General features: G+C 57.1%; 16 protein-coding genes, 1 tRNA gene and 1 pseudogene. 8 read left to right on the forward strand and 10 right to left on the reverse strand.

Features of this window, described 5'->3' with window-relative positions; genetic code table 11:
* Positions 1-176: 176 nt before the first annotated feature.
* From AAZT04_RS23215 to lptF, 4 genes and pseudogenes are all read right to left on the reverse strand, one after another.
* Positions 177-529, reverse strand: a pseudogene (locus AAZT04_RS23215) (Arm DNA-binding domain-containing protein); the annotation flags it as partial.
* 195 nt (positions 530-724) lie between these two features.
* Positions 725-809 (reverse strand) — tRNA-Leu (locus AAZT04_RS23220).
* A 437-nt stretch (positions 810-1246) separates the two neighbouring features.
* Positions 1247-2317 (reverse strand): LPS export ABC transporter permease LptG, encoded by a 1071-nt coding sequence (gene lptG, locus AAZT04_RS23225; RefSeq protein ID WP_020825022.1) that lies wholly within the window; start codon positions 2315-2317, stop codon positions 1247-1249.
* Positions 2317-3411, reverse strand: a complete 1095-nt coding sequence (gene lptF / locus AAZT04_RS23230) for an LPS export ABC transporter permease LptF (RefSeq protein WP_020825021.1) — start codon at positions 3409-3411, stop codon at positions 2317-2319. Before lptF ends, lptG begins: the two co-directional genes overlap by 1 nt.
* 280 nt (positions 3412-3691) lie before the next feature.
* Between lptF and pepA the strand changes: the two genes are divergently transcribed.
* The 4 genes from pepA (at position 3692) to AAZT04_RS23250 (ending at position 9584) form a co-directional block, all read left to right on the forward strand.
* The gene (pepA, locus tag AAZT04_RS23235) at positions 3692-5203 is read left to right on the forward strand and encodes a leucyl aminopeptidase (protein WP_020825020.1); all 1512 of its coding nucleotides are present in this window, start codon (positions 3692-3694) and stop codon (positions 5201-5203) included.
* Between the two features lie 209 nt (positions 5204-5412).
* Positions 5413-5862, forward strand: a complete 450-nt coding sequence (locus AAZT04_RS23240) for a DNA polymerase III subunit chi (protein WP_012005017.1) — start codon at positions 5413-5415, stop codon at positions 5860-5862.
* 13 nt (positions 5863-5875) lie between these two features.
* Entirely contained in the window at positions 5876-8752 is a 2877-nt protein-coding gene (locus tag AAZT04_RS23245) for a valine--tRNA ligase (protein ID WP_129941302.1), read from the forward strand.
* A 328-nt stretch (positions 8753-9080) separates the two neighbouring features.
* Positions 9081-9584 carry a GNAT family N-acetyltransferase gene (locus AAZT04_RS23250; protein WP_041414155.1) on the forward strand — a complete coding sequence of 168 codons (504 nt, stop codon included), beginning with the start codon at positions 9081-9083 and terminating at the stop codon, positions 9582-9584.
* 47 nt (positions 9585-9631) lie between these two features.
* Here AAZT04_RS23250 and AAZT04_RS23255 read toward each other — a convergent pair whose 3' ends face one another.
* Positions 9632-10621: an acyltransferase family protein gene (locus tag AAZT04_RS23255; RefSeq protein ID WP_129941301.1), complete on the reverse strand. Its 990-nt coding sequence runs from the start codon at positions 10619-10621 to the stop codon at positions 9632-9634.
* Between the two features lie 352 nt (positions 10622-10973).
* Between AAZT04_RS23255 and AAZT04_RS23260 the strand changes: the two genes are divergently transcribed.
* On the forward strand, positions 10974-12581 hold the full coding sequence (locus AAZT04_RS23260; RefSeq protein WP_128865691.1) for a GMC family oxidoreductase: 1608 nt from the start codon (positions 10974-10976) through the stop codon (positions 12579-12581).
* Between the two features lie 24 nt (positions 12582-12605).
* Here AAZT04_RS23260 and miaE read toward each other — a convergent pair whose 3' ends face one another.
* Both miaE and rraB read right to left on the reverse strand, forming a co-directional pair.
* On the reverse strand, positions 12606-13370 hold the full coding sequence (gene miaE, locus AAZT04_RS23265; protein WP_044554017.1) for a tRNA isopentenyl-2-thiomethyl-A-37 hydroxylase MiaE: 765 nt from the start codon (positions 13368-13370) through the stop codon (positions 12606-12608).
* Positions 13371-13469: 99 nt separating this feature from the next.
* On the reverse strand, positions 13470-13898 hold the full coding sequence (gene rraB / locus AAZT04_RS23270; RefSeq protein ID WP_020825014.1) for a ribonuclease E inhibitor RraB: 429 nt from the start codon (positions 13896-13898) through the stop codon (positions 13470-13472).
* 163 nt (positions 13899-14061) lie between these two features.
* Here rraB and argF point away from each other — a divergent pair, with 163 nt between their 5' ends.
* Positions 14062-15081 (forward strand): ornithine carbamoyltransferase, encoded by a 1020-nt coding sequence (gene argF, locus AAZT04_RS23275; RefSeq protein WP_128865689.1) that lies wholly within the window; start codon positions 14062-14064, stop codon positions 15079-15081.
* Positions 15082-15283: 202 nt separating this feature from the next.
* Positions 15284-16852 carry an ABC transporter substrate-binding protein gene (locus AAZT04_RS23280; protein ID WP_129983230.1) on the forward strand — a complete coding sequence of 523 codons (1569 nt, stop codon included), beginning with the start codon at positions 15284-15286 and terminating at the stop codon, positions 16850-16852.
* Positions 16853-17090: 238 nt separating this feature from the next.
* On the opposite strand, the gene AAZT04_RS23285 is transcribed toward AAZT04_RS23280, so the two are convergent.
* The 3 genes from AAZT04_RS23285 to AAZT04_RS23295 are packed head-to-tail and all read right to left on the reverse strand — an operon-like array spanning position 17091 to position 19848.
* A complete protein-coding gene (locus tag AAZT04_RS23285) occupies positions 17091-17489 on the reverse strand; it encodes a RidA family protein (protein ID WP_020825011.1) in 399 nt (132 codons plus the stop codon).
* Positions 17486-18946: an N-acyl-D-amino-acid deacylase family protein gene (locus tag AAZT04_RS23290; protein ID WP_176984152.1), complete on the reverse strand. Its 1461-nt coding sequence runs from the start codon at positions 18944-18946 to the stop codon at positions 17486-17488. Before AAZT04_RS23290 ends, AAZT04_RS23285 begins: the two co-directional genes overlap by 4 nt.
* Before the next feature lie 38 nt (positions 18947-18984).
* On the reverse strand, positions 18985-19848 hold the full coding sequence (locus AAZT04_RS23295; RefSeq protein WP_046374619.1) for a MurR/RpiR family transcriptional regulator: 864 nt from the start codon (positions 19846-19848) through the stop codon (positions 18985-18987).
* A 193-nt stretch (positions 19849-20041) separates the two neighbouring features.
* Between AAZT04_RS23295 and AAZT04_RS23300 the strand changes: the two genes are divergently transcribed.
* The gene (locus tag AAZT04_RS23300) at positions 20042-21283 is read left to right on the forward strand and encodes an amino acid deaminase (protein WP_434681958.1); all 1242 of its coding nucleotides are present in this window, start codon (positions 20042-20044) and stop codon (positions 21281-21283) included.
* Positions 21284-21291: the final 8 nt, after the last annotated feature.

The raw sequence follows: 21291 nt of genomic DNA on the forward strand, positions 1-21291 counted from the left end.
ATTCTGCCCTGGGCTGGATGACACCTTCTGAATTTGCCGAGAAATCTGCCGGTTGCCAGAATATGCAGCCAGAATGAGGCCGGTTATTCCTGATTATGAATGGATCACATACGGGGAGCGGGTCAAATATTACTTGACCACTACATATGAATGGATCACATACGGGGAGCGGGTCAGCTATGTGATGCAAACCACTTCTGATTGCTGGCATGCCAGTCTCTGGCGACCACTTCAAACGTTATCGCCTCTTGCTCCTGCTCTACCTTAACGACCTTCTTGTTCTCACTAGGATCTACACCGTTAGCTAGCTGCTTACGGGCTTCGTCTCGCCGTGCCTTGGCATCCGCTAAGGAAACTTCAGGGTATTTCCCCAATGCCAGCATCTTCTCTTTACCGCCGAAGCGATAACGAATCCGCCAATATTTGGAACCGTTAGGGTGAACCAGCAATACCATGCCGTCACCATCAGTAAGCTTATAAGCTTTTTCTTCTGGTTTAGCCGAACGAACCTTACATCACTCAGAGCCATGATGAGTATCCTTTCAAGGGATCTGTGTGGTTACAAACATTATCGAACCGGGATATACCCGCAGTTGTATCCGCATCAGTAAGTTGATGTAGGCTGATTCAGATTAAGTGAAAAAGTAAGGAAAAAACCTTGCAGGACTGGATTTTAGGCACAAAAAAACCACCTCTCGGTGGCTTCTTGTTCGCGCTGTACTAATGGTGCCGAAGGCCGGACTCGAACCGGCACGTATCTCTACGGTTGATTTTGAATCAACTGCGTCTACCGATTTCGCCACTTCGGCACTGCAAGTAGTATGCGGAAAACGGGTGCATTATACCTTTCAGCGATCCACGTGCAACACATATCCGTTGTTCAATGAGTTAAGTGCTGAAAAAATCGTCGCCGCAGTCACGTTGGCTCGTTTTTTGGGCGAAGTAAGGCGTGTCGATTGGGGATAACGGTGATAAACGACACGGGCACAGCGTGCAGCGCGCCTACGGATGACATCGGGGATAACTGTGGTAAACGGCACGGGCACGGCATGCGGCGCCCCTACGGATGACATCGGGGATAACTGTGATAAACGACACGGCCGCGGCGTGCAGCGCCCCTACGGATGATACCGGCGATAATGTGCGCCTGTGCGTAGCGATATCAGCAGCAGCGCGTCCCAGAGGCGCCAGAAACAAAAAAGGCGTAACCGCATGGCTACGCCTTTTTAAATCGTCTGTCGTGCCGCTACTTGCGTTTTAGCAGCATATACACGCTGATCAACAGGAACAGCATGCTTGGCAGCAACGCGCCCAATACCGGCGGCATGTTGTACACCAGGCTCAGCGGGCCGAATATCTGGTCCAGCACGTAGAACAGGAAACCGAAGCTGATACCGGTCACCACACGCACGCCCATCGGCACGCTGCGCAGCGGCCCGAAGATGAACGACAGGGCCATCAGCATCATCACCGCGACGGAAAGCGGCGAGAACACTTTGCTCCACATGTTCAGCTGGTAGCGGTTGGCTTCCTGGCCGCTTTGTTTCAGGTACTTCACGTAGTTGTGCAGGCCGCTGATCGAAAGCGAGGTTGGGTCCAGCGCTACCACGCCCAGTTTGTCCGGGGTCAGGTTGGTTTTCCATTCGCCGGTCAGCGTCTGGGTGCCGGTCACCTGCTTTTCATTGGTCAGGTCGGAGGTATCCACCTGCGAAAGCTTCCACACGCCGTCTTCAAAGCTGGCGGTGGCGGCATAGCGCACCGTCTCGAGCCTGCGCTGGTCGTTAAAGTGGTAGATGTTGACGCCGGAAAGCTCTTTCTCGCCCGCCACGCGCTCAATGTAGATGAAGTCGTTGCCGTCCTTCGCCCACAGGCCGTTTTTGGTGGAAAGCAGCGAGCCGCCGTACATCTGCTGCGCACGGTAGTTGCGCGCCATCTGGTCGCCCTGCGGTGCCACCCACTCGCCAATCGCCATGGTCAACAGCACCAGCGGGATAGCGGTTTTCATCACCGAACCGGCGATCTGCATGCGGGTAAAGCCGGAAGCCTGCATCACCACCAGTTCACTGCGCGTCGCCAGTTGCCCCAGCCCGAGCAGTGCGCCCAGCAGTGCCGCCATCGGGAAGAAGATCTCGATGTCTTTCGGTACGCTCAGCAGGGTAAACATCCCGGCGCTCAGCGCCGTGTACTCGCCCTGGCCCACTTTACGCAGCTGGTCGACGAACTTGATGATGCCGGAAAGCGACACCAGCATGAACAACGTCATGATGATGGTGTTGAAAATCGTCTTACCGATATATCGGTCTAAAACGCCAAACATCAGGCCGCTCCTCTCAGGCGTGCACGCAGCTTACGCATCGGCACCGTATCCCACAGGTTTAGCGCCAGCGCGATCGCAAAGTACGCCGCGTTGACCACCCAAAGCCATATCATCGGGTCCAGTTTGCCCTTGCCGCCGTTGGAACGCAGCGACGTCTGCAGCAGGAAGAAAATCAAATACAGCAGGATGGCCGGCAGCATGCTGAGCACGCGGCCCTGGCGCGGGTTGACCACGCTGAGCGGTACCACCAACAGCGCCATGATCACCACGGAAAGCACCAGCGTCAGGCGCCAGTGGAACTCGGCGCGTGCGTCCGGGTCGTCAGACTCCAGCAGCGTCTGCATCGACATCTGTTCGGCCTGGTTGCCGTCCACGGCGACCGTGCGGTGGCCGACCACGGCTTTATAGTCGTTGAAATCGGTAATGCGGAAGTCACGCAGCAGCGCGGTGCCTTCGAAGCGGGTGCCCTTGTCCAGCGTCACCACCTGCGAACCGTCTTTCATCTGGTTGATCTGGCCATGCTCAGCCACCACCACGGATGGGCGTTGGTTGCCGTTCGGCCGCAGTTGCGCCAGGAACACGTCGTTGAAGGTGCTGCCTTTTACGTTGCCGATAAACAGCACCGCGTTGCCGTCTTGCGAAGGTTTGAACTGCCCTTCCGCCAGCCCGGCGATGCTGGGGTTGGCTTTGGCTTCGCTGATCACCACGTCCTGATAGCGCGAGGCCATGGGCCCGGCCCAGAACACGTTGACCGCCGCCACGGCAGAGGTGATCAGCGCCAGCACCATCGCGGCGATAATCAAGGTGCGTTTACCCAGCCCGCAGGCATGCATCACGGTGATTTCGCTGTCGGTATACAGCCGCCCAAGCGTCATCAATAAGCCGAGAAACAGGCTTAACGGCAGGATTAGCTGCGCCATCTTCGGCACACCCAATGCGAGCAATGAAAGGACTAAATTTGTCGGGACATCGCCGTCCACCGCATCGCCTAACACCTTGACCAGGTTCTGACAAAAGAAGATCAGAAGCAGGATGAAAAGGATCGCGATTTGGCTCTTTAGCGTTTCCCGTACCAGATATCTTATGATGATCACGCTTATTACGCCTGTGAAAACTTGTCTTTTTGCAGGAAAATCGATAGTTTCATCGCTAATCCGCCATTTATTCTCATCATATGGCAACCAACACAGCTAAAATAGTATTACAACATCTAGCATTTGGGTGTCCTATAGGAACTTACTTATAGTCGCCAAAACAGAGCAATTTACGCCGTTCAGGTTAACATAGTTAGTTAACTCAATGGCGGGAGATCGTTACGGAGTACGTTATTCTAGCCGTAGCGCCTGCCTTTGTCTTTAAGATTCAGGAGAGTGCATGGAGTTCAGTGTAAAAAGCGGTAGCCCGGAAAAACAGCGCAGTGCCTGTATTGTAGTCGGCGTTTTCGAACCGCGCCGCTTGTCCCCTATCGCAGAACAACTCGACAAAATCAGTGATGGTTATATCAGCGCTTTGCTGCGCCGTGGCGAACTGGAAGGTAAAGTCGGGCAGACGTTACTGCTGCACCATGTGCCTAACATTCTCTCCGAACGCATCCTGTTGATTGGCTGTGGCAAAGAGCGCGAGCTCGATGAACGCCAGTACAAACAGGTGATTCAAAAAACCATCAATACCCTTAACGATACCGGCTCCATGGAAGCGGTCTGCTTCCTGACCGAGCTGCACGTGAAAGGCCGCAACACTTACTGGAAGGTGCGCCAGGCGGTGGAAACCGCAAAAGAAACGCTCTACACCTTCGATCAGCTGAAAAGCAATAAAGTGGAGCCGCGCCGTCCGCTGCGCAAAATGGTGTTCAATGTGCCGACCCGCCGTGAGCTCACCAGCGGTGAACGCGCTATCCAGCACGGTCTGGCCGTCTCTTCCGGTATCAAGGCAGCGAAAGATCTCGGCAATATGCCGCCGAACATCTGTAACGCCGGCTACCTGGCCTCTCAGGCTCGTCAACTGGCGGACGCCTTCAGCACCAACATCACCACCCGCGTCATCGGCGAACAGCAGATGAAAGAGCTGGGCATGAACGCCTATCTGGCGGTTGGCGCAGGGTCGCAGAACGAATCGCTGATGTCGGTGATGGAATATAAAGGCAACCCGAACCCGGACGCCAAGCCGATTGTGCTGGTGGGTAAAGGGCTGACCTTCGACTCCGGCGGCATCTCGATCAAACCTGCCGACAGCATGGACGAGATGAAGTACGACATGTGTGGCGCCGCTACCGTGTACGGCGTGATGCGCGTGGTGGCGGAACTGAACCTGCCGCTGAACGTGATCGGCGTACTGGCCGGCTGTGAAAACATGCCGGGCGGCAGCGCTTATCGTCCGGGTGACGTGCTGACCACCATGTCCGGCCAGACCGTCGAGGTGTTGAACACCGACGCCGAAGGCCGCCTGGTGCTGTGCGACACCCTGACCTACGTTGAGCGTTTCGATCCGGAGCTGGTGATTGACGTTGCCACCCTGACCGGCGCCTGCGTGATTGCGCTGGGCCACCACATCACCGGCCTGATGTCGAACCACAACCCGCTGGCACACGAACTGATCGGCGCGTCCGAACAGGCCGGTGACCGCGCGTGGCGCTTGCCGATGTCCGACGAGTACTATGAGCAGCTGGACTCTAATTTTGCCGATATGGCAAACATTGGCGGCCGTCCGGGCGGGGCTATCACCGCAGCCTGCTTCCTCTCGCGCTTTACCCGCAAGTACAGCTGGGCACACCTGGATATCGCCGGCACCGCCTGGCGTTCCGGCAAAGCCAAAGGCGCAACCGGCCGTCCGGTAGCGATGCTGGCGCAGTTCCTGCTCAATCGCGCGGGGCTGAACGGCGACGATTAAATCTGAGCGGTAATTCAGGTATAATCCCCAAGGGTACAGCATGCTGTACCCTTGTGTTTTTAGTAATGCTGCACAATTTTATAAACCCAATAGCTTTCGAGTTGCAGCAAGGCGGCAACCGAGAGAATCCCCAGGAGCTTACACGGGTAAGTGACTGGGGTGAGGGAGGGCAGCCAACACGGCTGCAGCTTGAAAGATGAAGGGGTTATATGAAACAGGCTACGTTCTATTTAATTGAACATGCGGAACCGGCAGGTGCGCTCAGCGCGCATGAGGCCGTGGCCTGCGCCGTTGCCGCCGAACGCTGGCGCTCCGGCAAGCGGGTGTTGATCGCCTGCGAAAGCCAGGAACAGGCCCAGCGGTTGGACGAAGCGCTGTGGCAGCGCGATCCGCACCAGTTCGTGCCGCACAATCTGGCCGGCGAAGGGCCGCACTACGGTGCCCCGGTCGAGCTGTGCTGGCCCGGCAAACGCGGCAACTCACCGCGCGATCTGCTGATCGCCCTGCTGCCGCAGTTTGCAGATTTTGCTACTGCTTTCCATGAAGTGGTAGACTTCGTCCCTTACGAAGACACCTTAAAACAGTTGGCGCGCGACCGATATAAAGCCTATCGCAGCGTCGGCTTCCATTTGACCACGGCAACGCCGCCAACTCACTGAACAACGATATAAAATGGAAAAGACAAACAGTCATCTCGATACCGCATACGACCCGAAAGAGATCGAACAGAAGCTGTACGATCACTGGGAAAACCAGGGTTACTTCAAGCCAAACGGTGATACCAGCCAGGAAAGCTTCTGCATCATGATCCCGCCGCCGAACGTCACCGGCAGCCTGCACATGGGTCACGCCTTCCAGCAGACCATCATGGACACCATGATCCGTTACCAGCGCATGCAGGGTAAAAACACCCTGTGGCAGGCCGGTACCGACCATGCCGGTATCGCCACCCAGATGGTGGTTGAGCGCAAGATCGCCGCAGAAGAAAACAAAACTCGCCATGACTATGGCCGCGATGCGTTCATCGACAAAATCTGGCAGTGGAAAGCAGAATCCGGCGGCACCATCACCCGCCAGATGCGTCGCCTGGGCAACTCCGTGGACTGGGAGCGCGAGCGCTTCACCATGGACGAAGGCCTGTCCAACGCGGTACGCGAAGTGTTTGTCCGCCTGCACAAAGAAGATCTGATCTACCGCGGCAAACGCCTGGTGAACTGGGATCCGAAACTGCGCACCGCCATCTCCGACCTGGAAGTGGAAAACCGCGAGTCCAAAGGCTCCATGTGGCACCTGCGCTACCCGCTGGCTGACGGCGCCAAAACCGCCGAAGGCAAAGATTACCTGGTGGTCGCCACCACCCGTCCGGAAACCGTGCTCGGTGATACCGGCGTGGCGGTAAACCCGGAAGACCCGCGCTACAAAGATTTGATCGGCAAAGAAATCGTTCTGCCGCTGGTGGGCCGCCGCATCCGCATCGTCGGTGACGAGCACGCCGATATGGAAAAAGGCACCGGCTGCGTGAAAATCACCCCGGCGCACGACTTTAACGACTACGAAGTCGGTAAACGTCACGGCCTGCCGATGATCAACATCCTGACTTTCGACGGCGATATCCGTCAGGAAGCGGAAGTGTTCAACACCCTCGGCGAAATCTGCACCGATTACTGCAACGAAATCCCGGCCCAGTTCCGTGGCCTGGAGCGTTTCGCGGCGCGTAAAGCGGTGGTTGCCGCCTTTGACGAATTGGGCCTGCTCGACGAGATCAAACCGCACGACCTGACGGTGCCTTACGGCGACCGCGGCGGCGTGGTGATCGAACCCATGCTGACCGACCAATGGTACGTACGTACCGCACCGCTGGCGAAAGTGGCGGTGGAAGCGGTTGAGCAAGGCGAAATTCAGTTCGTGCCGAAGCAGTACGAAAACATGTACTTCAGCTGGATGCGCGACATTCAGGACTGGTGTATCTCTCGTCAGCTGTGGTGGGGTCACCGTATCCCGGCCTGGTACGATGTGAACGGCAAAGTCTACGTGGGCCGCAGCGAAGAAGAAGTGCGCAGCGAAAACAACCTGGGCGCCGACGTGGTGCTGACTCAGGACGAAGACGTGCTGGACACCTGGTTCTCTTCCGGCCTGTGGACCTTCTCTACCCTGGGCTGGCCAGAGCAGACCGACGCGCTGAAAACCTTCCACCCGACCAGCGTGATGGTCAGCGGCTTCGACATCATCTTCTTCTGGATTGCGCGCATGATCATGCTGACCATGCACTTCATGAAGGACGAAAACGGCAAGCCGCAGGTTCCGTTCAAGACGGTCTACATGACCGGCCTGATCCGCGACGACGAAGGGCAGAAGATGTCCAAGTCGAAAGGCAACGTGATCGACCCGCTGGACATGGTTGACGGCATCTCGCTCGAAGACCTGCTGGAAAAACGCACCGGCAACATGATGCAGCCGCAGCTGGCGGAGAAAATCCGCAAGCGCACCGAGAAGCAGTTCCCGAACGGCATCGAGCCGCACGGCACCGACGCCCTGCGCTTCACCCTGGCGGCGCTGGCCTCTACCGGCCGTGACATCAACTGGGACATGAAGCGCCTGGAAGGCTACCGCAACTTCTGTAACAAGCTGTGGAACGCCAGCCGCTTCGTGCTGATGAACGCGGAAGGTCAGGACTGCGGCTTCAACGGCGGCGAGAAAGTGCTGTCGCTGGCGGACCGCTGGATCCTGGCCGAATTCAACCGTACGGTGAAAGCTTACCGCGAAGCGCTGGACACCTACCGCTTCGATCTGGCCGCCAACATCCTGTACGAATTCACCTGGAACCAGTTCTGTGACTGGTACCTGGAGCTGACCAAGCCGGTCGTGAGCAACGGCAGCGAAGCGGAACAGCGCGGCACCCGCCACACGCTGATCACCGTGCTGGAAGCCCTGCTGCGCCTGGCGCACCCGGTGATCCCGTTCATTACCGAAACCATCTGGCAGCGCGTGAAGACCCTGACCGGCGAAACCGCAGACACCATCATGCTGCAACCCTTCCCAGAGTACGACGCCGCGTTGGAAGACGCGCAGGCGCTGAACGATCTGGAATGGATCAAGCAGGCGATCACCGCGGTGCGTAACATCCGCGCCGAGATGAACATCGCTCCGAGCAAACAGCTGGAAGTGCTGCTGCGCAACTGCAGTGCCGACGCTCAGCGTCGCGTGCAGGAGAACCAGAGCTTTATCGAGCGTCTGGCGCGTCTGGAGTCTATCGCCCTGCTACCTGCGGGTGACAAAGGCCCGGTATCGGTCACCAAACTGGTGGACGGCGCCGAGCTGCTGATCCCTATGGCCGGCTTTATCGATAAAGACGCCGAAATTGCGCGTCTGTCGAAAGAGATGGGCAAGCTGGATGCAGAAATCGCCTCGATCGAAGGCAAGCTGGCCAACGAAGGCTTTGTAGCGCGCGCGCCGGAAGCCGTGGTCGCCAAAGAGCGCGAACGTCTGGCAGCCTGCAAAGAAGGTAAAGTGAAGCTGCAGGAACAGCAGGCGACCATCGCCGCGCTGTAATCTTACGGTTCACTGCAACAGTTGAAAAACAGCGGGGATTTCCCCGCTGTTTTTTTATCGCCGTTGCATCAGCCATATAAATACCCAATAGATTTCGAGATGCAGGAAGGCGGCAAGTGAGCGAAGCCCCAGGAGCTTACATAAGTAAGTGACTGGGGTAAGAAAACGCAGCCAACACATCTGCAGCTTGAAAGATGAAGGGTATAGATGTTATTACAAGATATTAAAGCTGCATGGACGCCGCCGAAATATAACCCCGGCGCGTTTTTGTCTGCACAAAAAACGATATTCCGGAACCCTTCGGGTTCTTTTTATGGCGAGTGTAACTATGACAACAGCAACCCCAGTACGTCTTCTGGTGCGCCCAATAACGGCTGACGACAATGCCGCTATTGCTAATGTCATTCGCGAAGTCTCTGCCGAGCACGGCCTGACGGCAGACAAAGGCTATACCGTTTCCGACCCCAATCTGGACGTCTTGTATCAGCTCTACAGCCTGCCACGCAGCGCTTATTGGGTGATAGAAGTCGATGGCCGGATTGCCGGCGGTGGCGGCGTGGCCCCGCTGCAGGGCGGTGACGACGATATTTGCGAATTACAGAAAATGTATTTCCTGCCGATTTTGCGCGGCCAGGGCCTGGCAAAACGCCTGGCGCTGCAGGCACTGGAGTTTGCCCGTCAACAGGGCTTCCGCTGTTGTTATTTGGAAACCACCGCCAGCCTGACGCAGGCCATCGGCCTGTACGAGCATCTGGGCTTCGAACATATCGACCACGCCATGGGCACCACCGGCCACGTCGACTGCGAAGTCACCATGCTGAAAACGCTTTAATCTTGCTGCTGCGCCCGCGGTCATCACGGGCGCAGTATTCAGCCTCCCTACGCCGTTACCCTGCCCTTGATCGCCAGCTCAATCCGGCTCAGCACCAGGCTGGTCAGATAGGACACCACAATCAGCAGCAGCAGGATCAGCGGCGTATAGCGCGGCGCAAAAATCAGCTTTTGAGTGAAGTAATAGCAGTAGAAGCTGTGGGTCAGCCACATGTACATCGAATGCTTGCCCAGCTCGCCCACCGCCCGATTCACCGTGCCGCCCAGCCCGTCTGCGGTTTTCATCATCGCGATGATAAACAGCGGCGTCACCAGCAGCAGCCCCGGATTATGGGCGACGATAAACACCGCCACCGTCACCATCAGCAAGATCAGCGGATGGGTGCGGCTCAGGGTAACAATCAGCTTCGACAGCCAGAAGTCCGCCGGCATTTGCTTGCTGCGGCCAAACACCATGCCAAAGCCGAAAGGCAGCAGCCAGGTGCAATATTCGATCAAGATTTCAGGCGCCCAGGCGAAATACTGCAGCCCTCTGCCGCACAGCGCCGCCAGAACCAGCAGCCCCAGTAAAGGGTAGATATTCAGCCGCGACAACAGCGGCAGAGAAAGCACGTACAGCACATAGAGTTTGAAGAACCACCACTCGCTGTTATACGTGGATTTAATGCCAATCAGGTTTTCGAGAAACAGCGGCAGGGAAAGGCTATACCTTTCTCCGGGAAAGAAGAAAATGCCGATAGGGACAAAGATAAATAACACTATCCAATAGCTGATATATAAATTTTTCAGCTTTCCCCAAATATAGTGAAACGACACTTCTTTTTTCAGCGAAAACCCGTAACCGGACAGAAACAGAAACATCGAAACGCAAATCTTGCCGAACAGACCAAGATACATTTCAAGATCAACGCTGTTAACAATATGATAGACCGGGATATCCGGGCTAATTCGGATCGGGTAGGCAAACAGGTGATGGATCAGCATCAATATGATGGCAATCCCTTTTAAATAATTAGATTTATTAATAGAAATGTCCATATTTCTTAATATCTTATCCAACCACAGAGTGGCTCATCATATAGCAGCATTTTTGTGCTGACATCCTCTTTCCCGCTCGGATAAATCTCATATTTAATATTCCGTTTAGAAACAATGCGCCGGATATTTATCACCGCGTATTTTTCGCTCCGGTATCGTCACGGTCGCGCAAACCACAAAAAATATTAATATGAAAATTTTATTTTTTATATATTAAAATCAATTAGTTGATAAAAATTAAAAACAATTTATGTGATATTCATTAACAAATTAACGATTTGAAATTGACCTGCCGCCCGCTTGCGATACTCTGCCATGACAGGCTCATGCCGTAATCGCACAGGGAGCAGTCATGTCGGAAAACGCTTTTGATTACATCATTGTCGGCGCAGGTTCCGCCGGCTGCGTACTGGCAGCGCAGTTGATCCGCCGCACTCAGGCGCGGGTGTTACTGCTGGAAGCCGGTGGCGACGACAATAATTTATTCATCAAGATGCCGGCCGGCGTGGCGAAAATCATCGCCAAAAAAAGCTGGCCCTACGAAACCGAACCCGAGCCGCACGCCAACAACCGCCGCATGCAGATCGCCCAGGGCAAGGTGTTGGGCGGCAGCAGCTCGGTCAACGGCATGATCTATATTCGTGGCCAGCGGCAGGATTACGACGAGTGGGCCGAACGTTACGGCTGCGTCGGCTGGGGCTATCAGGACGTGCTGCCCTATTTCAAACGTGCCGAGGCCAACGAGAGCCTGTCCGACACCTATCACGGCGGTGAGGGCCTGCTGCCGGTCAGCGAGAACCGCTACCGACACCCGCTCAGCATGGCGTTTATCCGCGCCGGCCAGGAGCTGGACCTGCCCTACCGCAACGATTTCAACGGCGACAGCCAGCACGGCGTCGGCTTCTACCAGACCACCACCCATAACGGCGAGCGCGCCAGCACTGCACGCACCTACCTGAAAGCGGTGCGCAACGACCAACGCCTGGTGGTGAAACTGAATGCGCTGGTGCACCGCGTGGTATTGGACAACAACATCGCCACCGGCGTGGTGTATAGCCAAAACGGCGGTGCCGAAGTCACCGCGCATGCGGCAAAGGAAGTGATCCTCAGCGCCGGCGCGGTAGGATCGCCGAAGATCCTGATGCTGTCAGGCATTGGGCCACGCGAACATCTGCAACAGTTGGGCATAACGCCGCTCGCCGATCTGCCGGTGGGCAAGAACTTCCACGATCATCTGCATATGTCGATCAACGTCAGCACCCGGCAACCGATCAGCCTCTACGGTGCCGATCGCGGGCTGCAGGCGCTACGCCACGGCACCGAATGGCTGGCGTTTCGCAGCGGCGTGCTGAGCTCCAACGTACTGGAAGGTGCCGCCTTCACCGACAGCCAGGGTGACGGCCGGCCCGACGTGCAAATCCACTTCCTGCCGATGCTCGACAGCTGGGACGACGTGCCCGGCGAACCGCTGCCCAATATCCACGGTTTCACGCTCAAGGTCGGTTATCTGCAGCCCAAGGCGCGAGGGGAAGTCCTGCTGCGCAGCCGCGATCCGCGCGATCCGGTGAAGCTGCACGCCAATTACCTCGGCCATCCGGAGGATCTGGCCGGCAGCGTGCGCGCGGTGAAATTCGGCCTGCGCTTCCTGCAAACCGCGGCCCTCAAGCCGCTGATCAAAGATCTGCTGATGCCGCAGCCGGCGTGGTTGAACGATGACGCCCAGTTGGAGGAGTTTGTGCGCAACTTCTGCAAGACGGTGTATCACCCGGTAGGCAGTTGCCGCATGGGCCAATCGCCGCAGGACTCGGTGACCGATCTGCAACTGCGGGTGCACGGTTTTGAGCGACTGCGGGTGATCGACTGCTCGGTGATGCCGCAGGTCTCCAGCGGCAATACCAATGCGCCGACCATTATGCTGGCGGAAAAAGCGGTGGATTTGCTGCTGGGCGCACCGGCGTAACTGAGTTGCGCGGGAGCCCGGCTATCAGGCGAAGGCGGGCACGCCGCTGTGGAAGCGGAACTCGCTGTCCGGCGTTTGGATAAGCTCTGCTTCAATGCGGCCGAAATGGGCCACCCGCTCACTGATGTCGCCACCGGCTATCTGTTCGGCAAGCTGCAGGTAATCCTGATAGTGGCGCGCTTCGGAGCGCAGCAGCGAAACGTAGAAACGGTTTAACTCGTCGTCCAGATGCGGTGCCAACCGGGCAAAACGCTCGCAGGAGCGGGCTTCGATATAGGCACCGCAAATCAGCTTATCAATCAGCGTAGCCGGATCGTGGGTGCGGATCTCGCGGATCATGCCTTTGGCATAGCGGCTGGCGGTGATCTTCTTATACGGGATCTGCCGCGCCAGCATGATCTCCAGCACCTGCGAGAAGTGATGCAGCTCTTCTTTGATCAGCAACACCATCTTGTCCGCCAGATCCTGGCCGTAGGCCGAGCCGTTCTTAGGCAAGATCTTGCGGGTGAAATTGTTTTGCTGGAACAAGGCTTCCGGCACGCCCTGCGCTTCATGCAGAAATGCTTCATAAGGCCTTAGCAGCGCCAACAAGGCATCGCCGCTCTCCTTGTCTGCCACGTAACGGCGGATTAGCCACATGCCGGTTTGCGCCGCTTTCAGCTCGCACACCATATGGTCGGTCAGCAACAGCGGCAGGTTTTCCGGACGACGGGCGGCGTCGATCCAGGCGTCTGGGGTTTCGCAATGCAGGAAGTTTAAAATGGGGGCTAACAGGGATTGGTATTTCATCTGCTTCAACTGCCCTATGCATTTCAAGTTACAGCTAGCGCTGCGGCTTGAAAAACGGCGGGATAGGCGGGGCCGGCGAGCGCCGGCCCACAAGATTAATTAATGGCGTTTACCGTCGTCGTCTTCGTCGATGAAGTCACCTTCTTCTTCGTCGTCGTCACCTTCTTCGCCGTTCGGATCTTCAAAGTAGGTGCCCCAACCGTCGTAGTTGACGCCGCAACGTGCCGCCAACGCCACCAGCTGCTCTACCTGAGTGTCGATCAGCTCGGCGTTGAGACCGATTTCGCTGATCACGTCACAGCACATCACCAGGGTACCGTCTTCCACTTCCAGCTCTTCGGCGTCGGTCACTTCGTAGCCCAACTTGAAGGCTTCAACGGCGGCCTGCTCCAGCACTTCAAACTTCTCAGCAGAAAGGTGGTGTTCGATAGTGTAGAGCGCTTCCGGATCGCTGCCGTCTTCCAGCAGTTCTTCGATGATCAGGCGGGTCTCTTCACGTTGTTCTTCTAGCTGTTCGCGGTTTGCCATGCCTATATCCTCAAGTCAAATGGCCTGTATTCCTTCTATTTTCACACACCGTCGGCATTGCTTCCACGATAAACGTGAAAGATTTCTCCCACGGGGTTGAAATTGAATATTCATACATATAAAGTGAATTTTAATTCAATAACAACAATCAGGATACACGGCAATGAGTAGCATAAACCCGTTCTACAAACGTCACTTCCTAAGGTTAATGGATTTCACCCCGGCGGAGCTTCAGGCGCTGCTGCAGCTTTCGGCCGAGTTAAAGCAGGCCAAGCGGAAAGGCCAGGAAAAACGCCACCTGCAGGGCAAAAACATTGCGCTCATCTTCGAAAAAGACTCGACCCGTACCCGATGCTCTTTCGAAGTTGCCGCTTTCGATCAGGGTGCTCAGGTCACCTATCTGGGCCCAAGCGGCAGCCAGATCGGCCATAAAGAGTCGATGAAAGACACCGCCCGGGTGCTGGGCCGGATGTATGACGGTATTCAATACCGCGGTTATGGTCAGGCGCTGGTGGAAACCCTGGCCAACCATGCCGGCGTACCGGTGTGGAACGGGTTGACCAACGAGTTCCATCCGACCCAGTTGCTGGCGGATCTGCTGACCGTACAGGAGCACCTACCGGGCAAGCCGCTGAGCGAGGTGAAGCTCGCCTACCTTGGCGACACCCGCAACAACATGGGCAACACCCTGCTGGAAGCTGCCGCCCTGGCGGGCATGGACCTGCGACTGGTGGCGCCGAAGGCCTGCTGGCCACAGCCGGAGCTGGTGGCAGAGTGCCAGGCATTGGCGAAACAGACCGGCGCCAAGATCACCCTGACCGAAGACATTGCCGAAGGGGTGAAGGACGCGGACTTTCTGTATACCGACGTGTGGGTATCGATGGGCGAGCCGAAAGAAACCTGGCAGGAGCGTATCGCGCTGCTGAAGCCTTATCAGGTCAATATGGCGATGGTGAAACTGACCGATAACCCGAACGTCAAATTCCTGCACTGCCTGCCGGCGTTTCACGACGACCAGACCACGCTCGGTAAGCAAATGGCCGAACAATACGGGCTGCACGGCGGCATGGAAGTCACCGATGAGGTGTTCGAATCTGCACACAGCGTGGTGTTCGATCAGGCCGAGAACCGCCTGCACACCATCAAGGCGGTGATGGTCGCCACCCTGAGCGAAACGTTTTAATCTGCATTGCCGGGGCGCAGTGATCCAGCACGCTGCGTCCCCCTCCCGCCTTTTCCGTCTAATATATTTTAAGCATATCAAATAGCCGATTGGCCTTTGTCAGCCGCCGACAAAGACTCTACCGTGGCATTCTGGCGGCGAAAACGCCGTGAAAACAAACGATAACAATAATTTCTTGCCGTACATTCAAGGGAAAACATCGATGAAAGCCAAAGTCCTGCCGCTGTTAATACTTGCCGCCCTGTCCTCCTCCGCGCTGGCCGCCACCCCGCCCAATACGCTGGTGGTCGTGCAATCGCTCGACGATATCGTCAGCCTGGATCCGGCGGAGGCCAACGAGCTGTCGAGTATCCAGACCGTCCCAAGCCTGTATCAGCGGCTGGTGCAGGCGGATCGCGACGATCCGGCGAAAGTGGAACCGGTGCTGGCGGAAAGCTGGCAGGGCGACGCCGCGGCCAAAACCCTGACCATCAAACTGCGTCCGCAGGCGACCTTCGCCTCCGGCAACCCGCTGACCGCCGATGACGTGATCTTTTCCTTTAGCCGCGCGGTGAAGATGAACAAGTCACCGGCGTTTATCCTCAACGTTCTCGGCTGGCAGCCGGACAACATCGACGCACAGCTGAAAAAAATCGACGACCACAGCCTGCAACTGAGCTGGACGGCGAACGTCAGTCCTGCGGTGGCGCTGAATATTCTCTCCACGCCGATCGCCTCGATCGTCGACAGCAAGGCGGTGCAGCCTAACGCCAAAGACGGCGACTACGGCAATGCCTGGCTGAAAATGCACTCCGCCGGCAGCGGGCCGTTTAAAATGCGCGTCTATCAACCGCATCAGGCGATTGTGCTGGACGCCAACCCGACGTCGCCGGGCAGCAAGCCACTGCTGAAAAGCATCATCATTAAAAGCGTGCCGGACTCCGCCACTCGCCGCCTGTTGATCCAGCAAGGTGACGCTGATGTGGCGCGTGAACTGGGCCCGGACCAAACCGTGGCGCTGAAAAATCAGCCGGGCGTGAAGGTGCTGGAAATCCCCTCTGCCGAGCAGAATTACCTGGTGTTCAACACCGGCAATACCGCCAATCCGCTGTTGAAAAACCCGGCGTTCTGGGAAGCGGCGCGCTATCTGATCGACTATCAGGGCATCACTAAAGATCTGTTGAAGGGCCAATATTTTGTGCACCAGAGCTTCCTGCCGGTAGGCTTGCCGGGCGCTTTGAAAGACAATCCGTTCAGTTTCGATCCGGCCAAAGCCAAGGCCATTCTGGCCAAGGCCGGTATCACCAATGCCTCGCTGACGCTGGACGTCGAGAACAAACCGCCGTTTATTACTATCGCTCAGGCGCTGCAGGCCAGCTTTGCCGAAGGCGGCGTGAAGGTGGAACTGTTGCCGGCCGCCGGCAGCCAGGTTTATTCGCGGGTACGCGCCCGACAGCATCAGGCGGCGATCCGTCTGTGGATCCCGGACTATTTCGACGCCCACTCCAATGCCAGCGCCTTCGCCTATAACGACGGCAAGACCAGCACGGTCGCAGGCCTCAACGGCTGGCAGATCCCACAGTTGAACCAGCAAACGCTGGCGGCGGTGGCCGAAGCCGATCCCGCCAAGCGCAGCGCGCTGTACACTGCCATGCAGCAAGAACTGCAACGCAGTTCGCCGTATGTCTTTATCGATCAGGCGAAAACCGAAGTGGTGCTGCGCGATAACGTCAAAGGCTATCAGCAGGGTCTGAACGCCGACATGGTCTACTACGATCGCGTCAGCAAATAACTGACTCGCGCCGCGGAGCTCCACCGCCTGGTGAAATGATGATTAGGGGAAATTTTTCCCCTAAGGCCACTGGCAAAGTGCTCCAAAGTTTCGTAGTAAGGTCGCTGCATGCTGCGCCCTATCGCATAATCAATCGGTTAAATCGGGTCGAACATGTTCGACCCCTACCGGTTTAGCCATTATGCGGGTTAATCAGCGGTCTGAGGGTGGCTTCACCCCCCTTTAATCGGCAAGCGCTCTAGCGGGGAATACGTGCGGCGTTATAGCAGGTGATATCCACTTCAACCTTGCAATCCACCACCAGATCGGCGACCGCGCAAATCCGTGCCGGGGGATGAGCGGCAAAGAACTCGCGAAAGACTTTATTGAATGACTGGAAGTAACGCGCATCGGTCAGAATGACCTTAACGTGCACCACGTCTTCCAGGCCATATCCCGCTTCCGCCATAATATCCAGGCAGTTTTGGATCGCCAGGCGAGACTGATCGATAATTCCCCCCTCCACCACTTCACCGTCTTTCATCGGCGTTTGGCCGGAAATGTACAACCAGCCACCGGCTTCTACCGCGCGGGAAAAGGGCAGATGCTGTCCACCGGTTCCGGTTCCGCCGTCAATGCCGTATCTTTTGATCGTCATGCCTTGCTCCTGTCGATTGTGTTGCCCTGACGGCACAAAAACCGCCCGGCGCGCAGGCCGGTCACGGCCTGATGTTGATAACTCAGTACGCCGTTCACCCACACCGCGTCGATCCCTGCAGCGGGTTGCTGCGGTTGGCTGAACGTCGCGCTGTCTTTCACTTTCAATGCGTCAAACAATACCAGATCGGCGTAGTACCCCGTTTTGATCAGCCCACGCTGCGGCAGTTGATAACGCGCCGCCGACATACCGCTCATTTTGTGCACCGCCACCGTGAGCGGGAACAAACCTTCATCGCGGCTGTAGTGGCCCAGCACGCGGGGAAAAGCGCCCCACAGGCGCGGGTGCGGCATCGGATCGTTCGGCAGGCCATCCGATCCCACCATGGTCAGCGGATAGCGCAATACCCGGCGCACATCCTGCTCGTCCATGTTGTAATAAATCGCCCCCGCTGGCATCAGCCGTTTGCCGGCCTCATGCAGGCTCATTGACCAGGCCCCGGCGATGTCCCGCAAGGATTGCCCCGCCATCTCCGGGTGCGGTTCGGACCAGGTGATGACGATATCGAACTCATCGGTGATCTGTTTTAAATCCAGCGTCGATGAACTGGCGGAATAAGGGTAACAGTCGCAGGACACGTCCTGCGTCTGGCGCACCTTGTCGAACAGCTTGAGCGTTTCCTGCGTGCGGCCCCAGTTTTTCGCCCCGGCGCATTTGTGGTGCGAAATCACCACCGGCACCCGGCCATGGCGGCCAATGTGGAATGCCTCCTCCATTGCCTCGAGTATGGGCTCAAATTCAGAACGCAGGTGAGTGGTGTAAATCCCCTGCTCACCCGCCAGCTCTTCCGCCAATGCCATCACCTCTTCCGTGGGGGCAGAGAACGCCGAGGCATACGCTAGGCCGGTACTCAGACCCAGAGCGCCCTGTTGCAACGCGGCACGCAGCTGCTCACGCATGGCGCAGATTTCCTCGGCATTAGCCGGGCGAAACAGGTCGTCCATCTGGTTACTGCGCAGCGTGGTGTGCCCGATCAGCGTCGCCACATTCACCGCCGGCGTCGCGGCCTCGACCTGCTGACGATAATCAGCAATCGTGGGGTAAACGAAATGCGCTTTTTCTCCCAGCAGGTTCATCGGGTCGGGCACGCTGGTTTTGATTACCGCCCCGGCAGCGCTGATGCCACAGTTGCCGACAATCACCGTTGTCACCCCCTGGGATATCTTCGGCAGCATCTCGGGCATACGGATCACGTTGGTGTCGTCGTGAGTATGTACGTCGATAAACCCCGGCGACAGCACCCGCCCCCGGCCGTCGATCACCACCTCCGCTTCAGCCTCTATGGCGGGTGCGATCGCCGCAATCCGATCGTCTTTCACCGCCACATCGGCACGGTATTGCGGCCCGCCGGTGCCGTCGATCACCGTGACATTTTTAATCAGATACTGATACCGCATGAATCATCATCCTCAGGTTAGTGTCTTGGGGCAGCGACTCAGTCCCCCAGCGGCTGCCGATCTTCTCCTCCACGGTGACTGTCCAGCGCCAGCTTGATGCGACGCAGACGGTCCCGGGACTGGCGTTTATTCGCCATAGCCAGCGCCGTCGCCAGCACGTCGACCATCGCCAACATGGCGTAGCGCGAAGTACTGGGTTTGTAGATGTAATCATTTTCCCGCACCACCAGCGCCAACAGCACGTCGGCCTGCGCCGCCAGCGGCGTTCCTGCCGGCGTGATGGCCACCACTTTGGCCCCGTACTGGCGAGCAATCGCCGCGCTTTCCACCACTTCCTGCGTGTAGCCGCCTAGCGACAGCGCCACCACCACATCCTGCCTGGCCACCGCCGCCGCCATCATGCGCACCAGCAAGCCGTCGCTTTGCGCGGTCACCGGCAGCCCGAGCCGAAACAGGCGGTGCTGTACCTCAGCGGCACAAATGGTCGAACCGCCGCCCATACCAATGGCCAGAATTTGCCGCGCGTCGCTGAGCCACTCCACCGCTTTGGCCAGCGCCGGCTCATCGATCGTCCGGCGGTTAATCGTCAGGACATTGATGATGGTTTCGTAAATCCCCTGGATCCCTTCCAGGTCCGGTTCTTCATGGATAAACCGTTGCCCCACCGCCAACGACTGCGCCAGCTTGACCTTAAGGTCACGCACGTCACGGCAGCCCAGCGTTTTGGCGAAGCGTGTGATCGAGGCCTGGCTGACGTTGGCCTGCCGGGCCAGCTCAGCAATCGGCAAAGCGGTCACCGCGTCCGCCTCGTCCAGAATGAATTGCGCGATACGTTTTTCGGCGCTGCTCAGCTCAATAAAAAGCTCTGTAATGCGCGAGATAATGTCGATATCCACACCCATCGCCTCACCCCATAGTGATTAAATTTTGTCATTTACAATGCAAGAAAACAGTGGAAGACTACACAAAAATCAGCGTTAAAAATGATACTTTGTACCCTAAAATAAAAAAATAATATTTAAATCCAATTAAAATCAAAGAAATAAATCAAGATACCTCATTTTAAAAAAGATAGAACACCCAAAGGATGATGTTATGAAATACCAAAAAGATTTCACCGTTACCCATAAGGCCGCCGTGCTGCGCAGTGACCCGTCTGCGCCGGCAAACCTGCTTAACGAAGATGTCTGCCTGCCGGCCGCGGTGATCAAGCTCAGCAGCCTGGAAAACAATATCGCCTGGATGCAAAACTATGCCGATGCACGCGGCGTCTCGCTGGCCCCGCACGGTAAAACCACCATGACCCCCTGGATCTTCCAGCGTCAGGTAGCCCAGGGCGCCTGGGCGGTGGGCGTCGGTTCCGCCTGGCAGGCGAAGGTGGCAATGGAGGCGGGCGTACCCCGGGTACTGATGGCCAACCAACTGGTCGGCAAGGCCAATATGCGACTCGTGGCCGAATTGAAAGTGCAACATCCCTCCACCCTTTTCCTTTGCTGCATCGACAGCCTGAGCAATGCGCAAGCCCTCTCGGCGTTTTTCAGCCAGCATGGGCAAACCCTGGATGTCCTGTTGGAACTGGGCGTGCCCGGTGGCCGCTGCGGCTGCCGTAGCGTGGCACAAGCCGAGCAACTGGCGCAGGATATTGCCGGGCTGCCAGGGCTGCGCCTGCAGGGTATCGAGCTGTATGAAGGCGTGATGCACGGCGACGACGCCCAGAGTAAAATCGAACGGTTCCTGCGTGACGCCGCCGGCTTGCTGCGTGAACTGCACCGGCAACGTCTGCTCAGCGGTGAAGAAGCAATCCTCACCGGTGCGGGCTCTTCCTGGTATGACGTGGTTTGCCGCGTTTGGGGTGAAGAGTCGCTGCCGAAAAACTGCCGTCGGGTGATCCGCCCCGGCTGTTACATCACCCACGATCGGGGAATTTATCAGGACGCGCAAAATGCGGTGCTGGCCCGCGATAGCTACGCCTGCGATCTGGCGGGGGAGCTAACCTCGGCATTGGAATTGATAGCGCTGGTACAGTCGGTGCCGGAACCGGGCCGGGTTATCGTCAATTTTGGCAAGCGAGACGCGGCTTTCGACGCCGGATTACCGCAGCCGATCGCCCATTACCGCAACGGGGTTCTGCAAGACAACGGCGTGCAGCAGTTAACCCCCCAGGGGATTATGGACCAGCACGCCATGTTAAGCTGCCCGGCAGACTTCCCGGTGCAGGTTGGAGATATACTGGTGTTTGCCACCTCGCACCCCTGCCTGACCTTCGATAAATGGAAGACGCTGTTGGTGATTGATGATAATTACAACGTTATAGAAACCATTGAGACATTTTTCTGAGCTCGGAA

The organism is Serratia sp. Je.1.23.a, assembly GCF_051129805.1.
GTDB lineage: Bacteria > Pseudomonadota > Gammaproteobacteria > Enterobacterales > Enterobacteriaceae > Serratia > Serratia liquefaciens.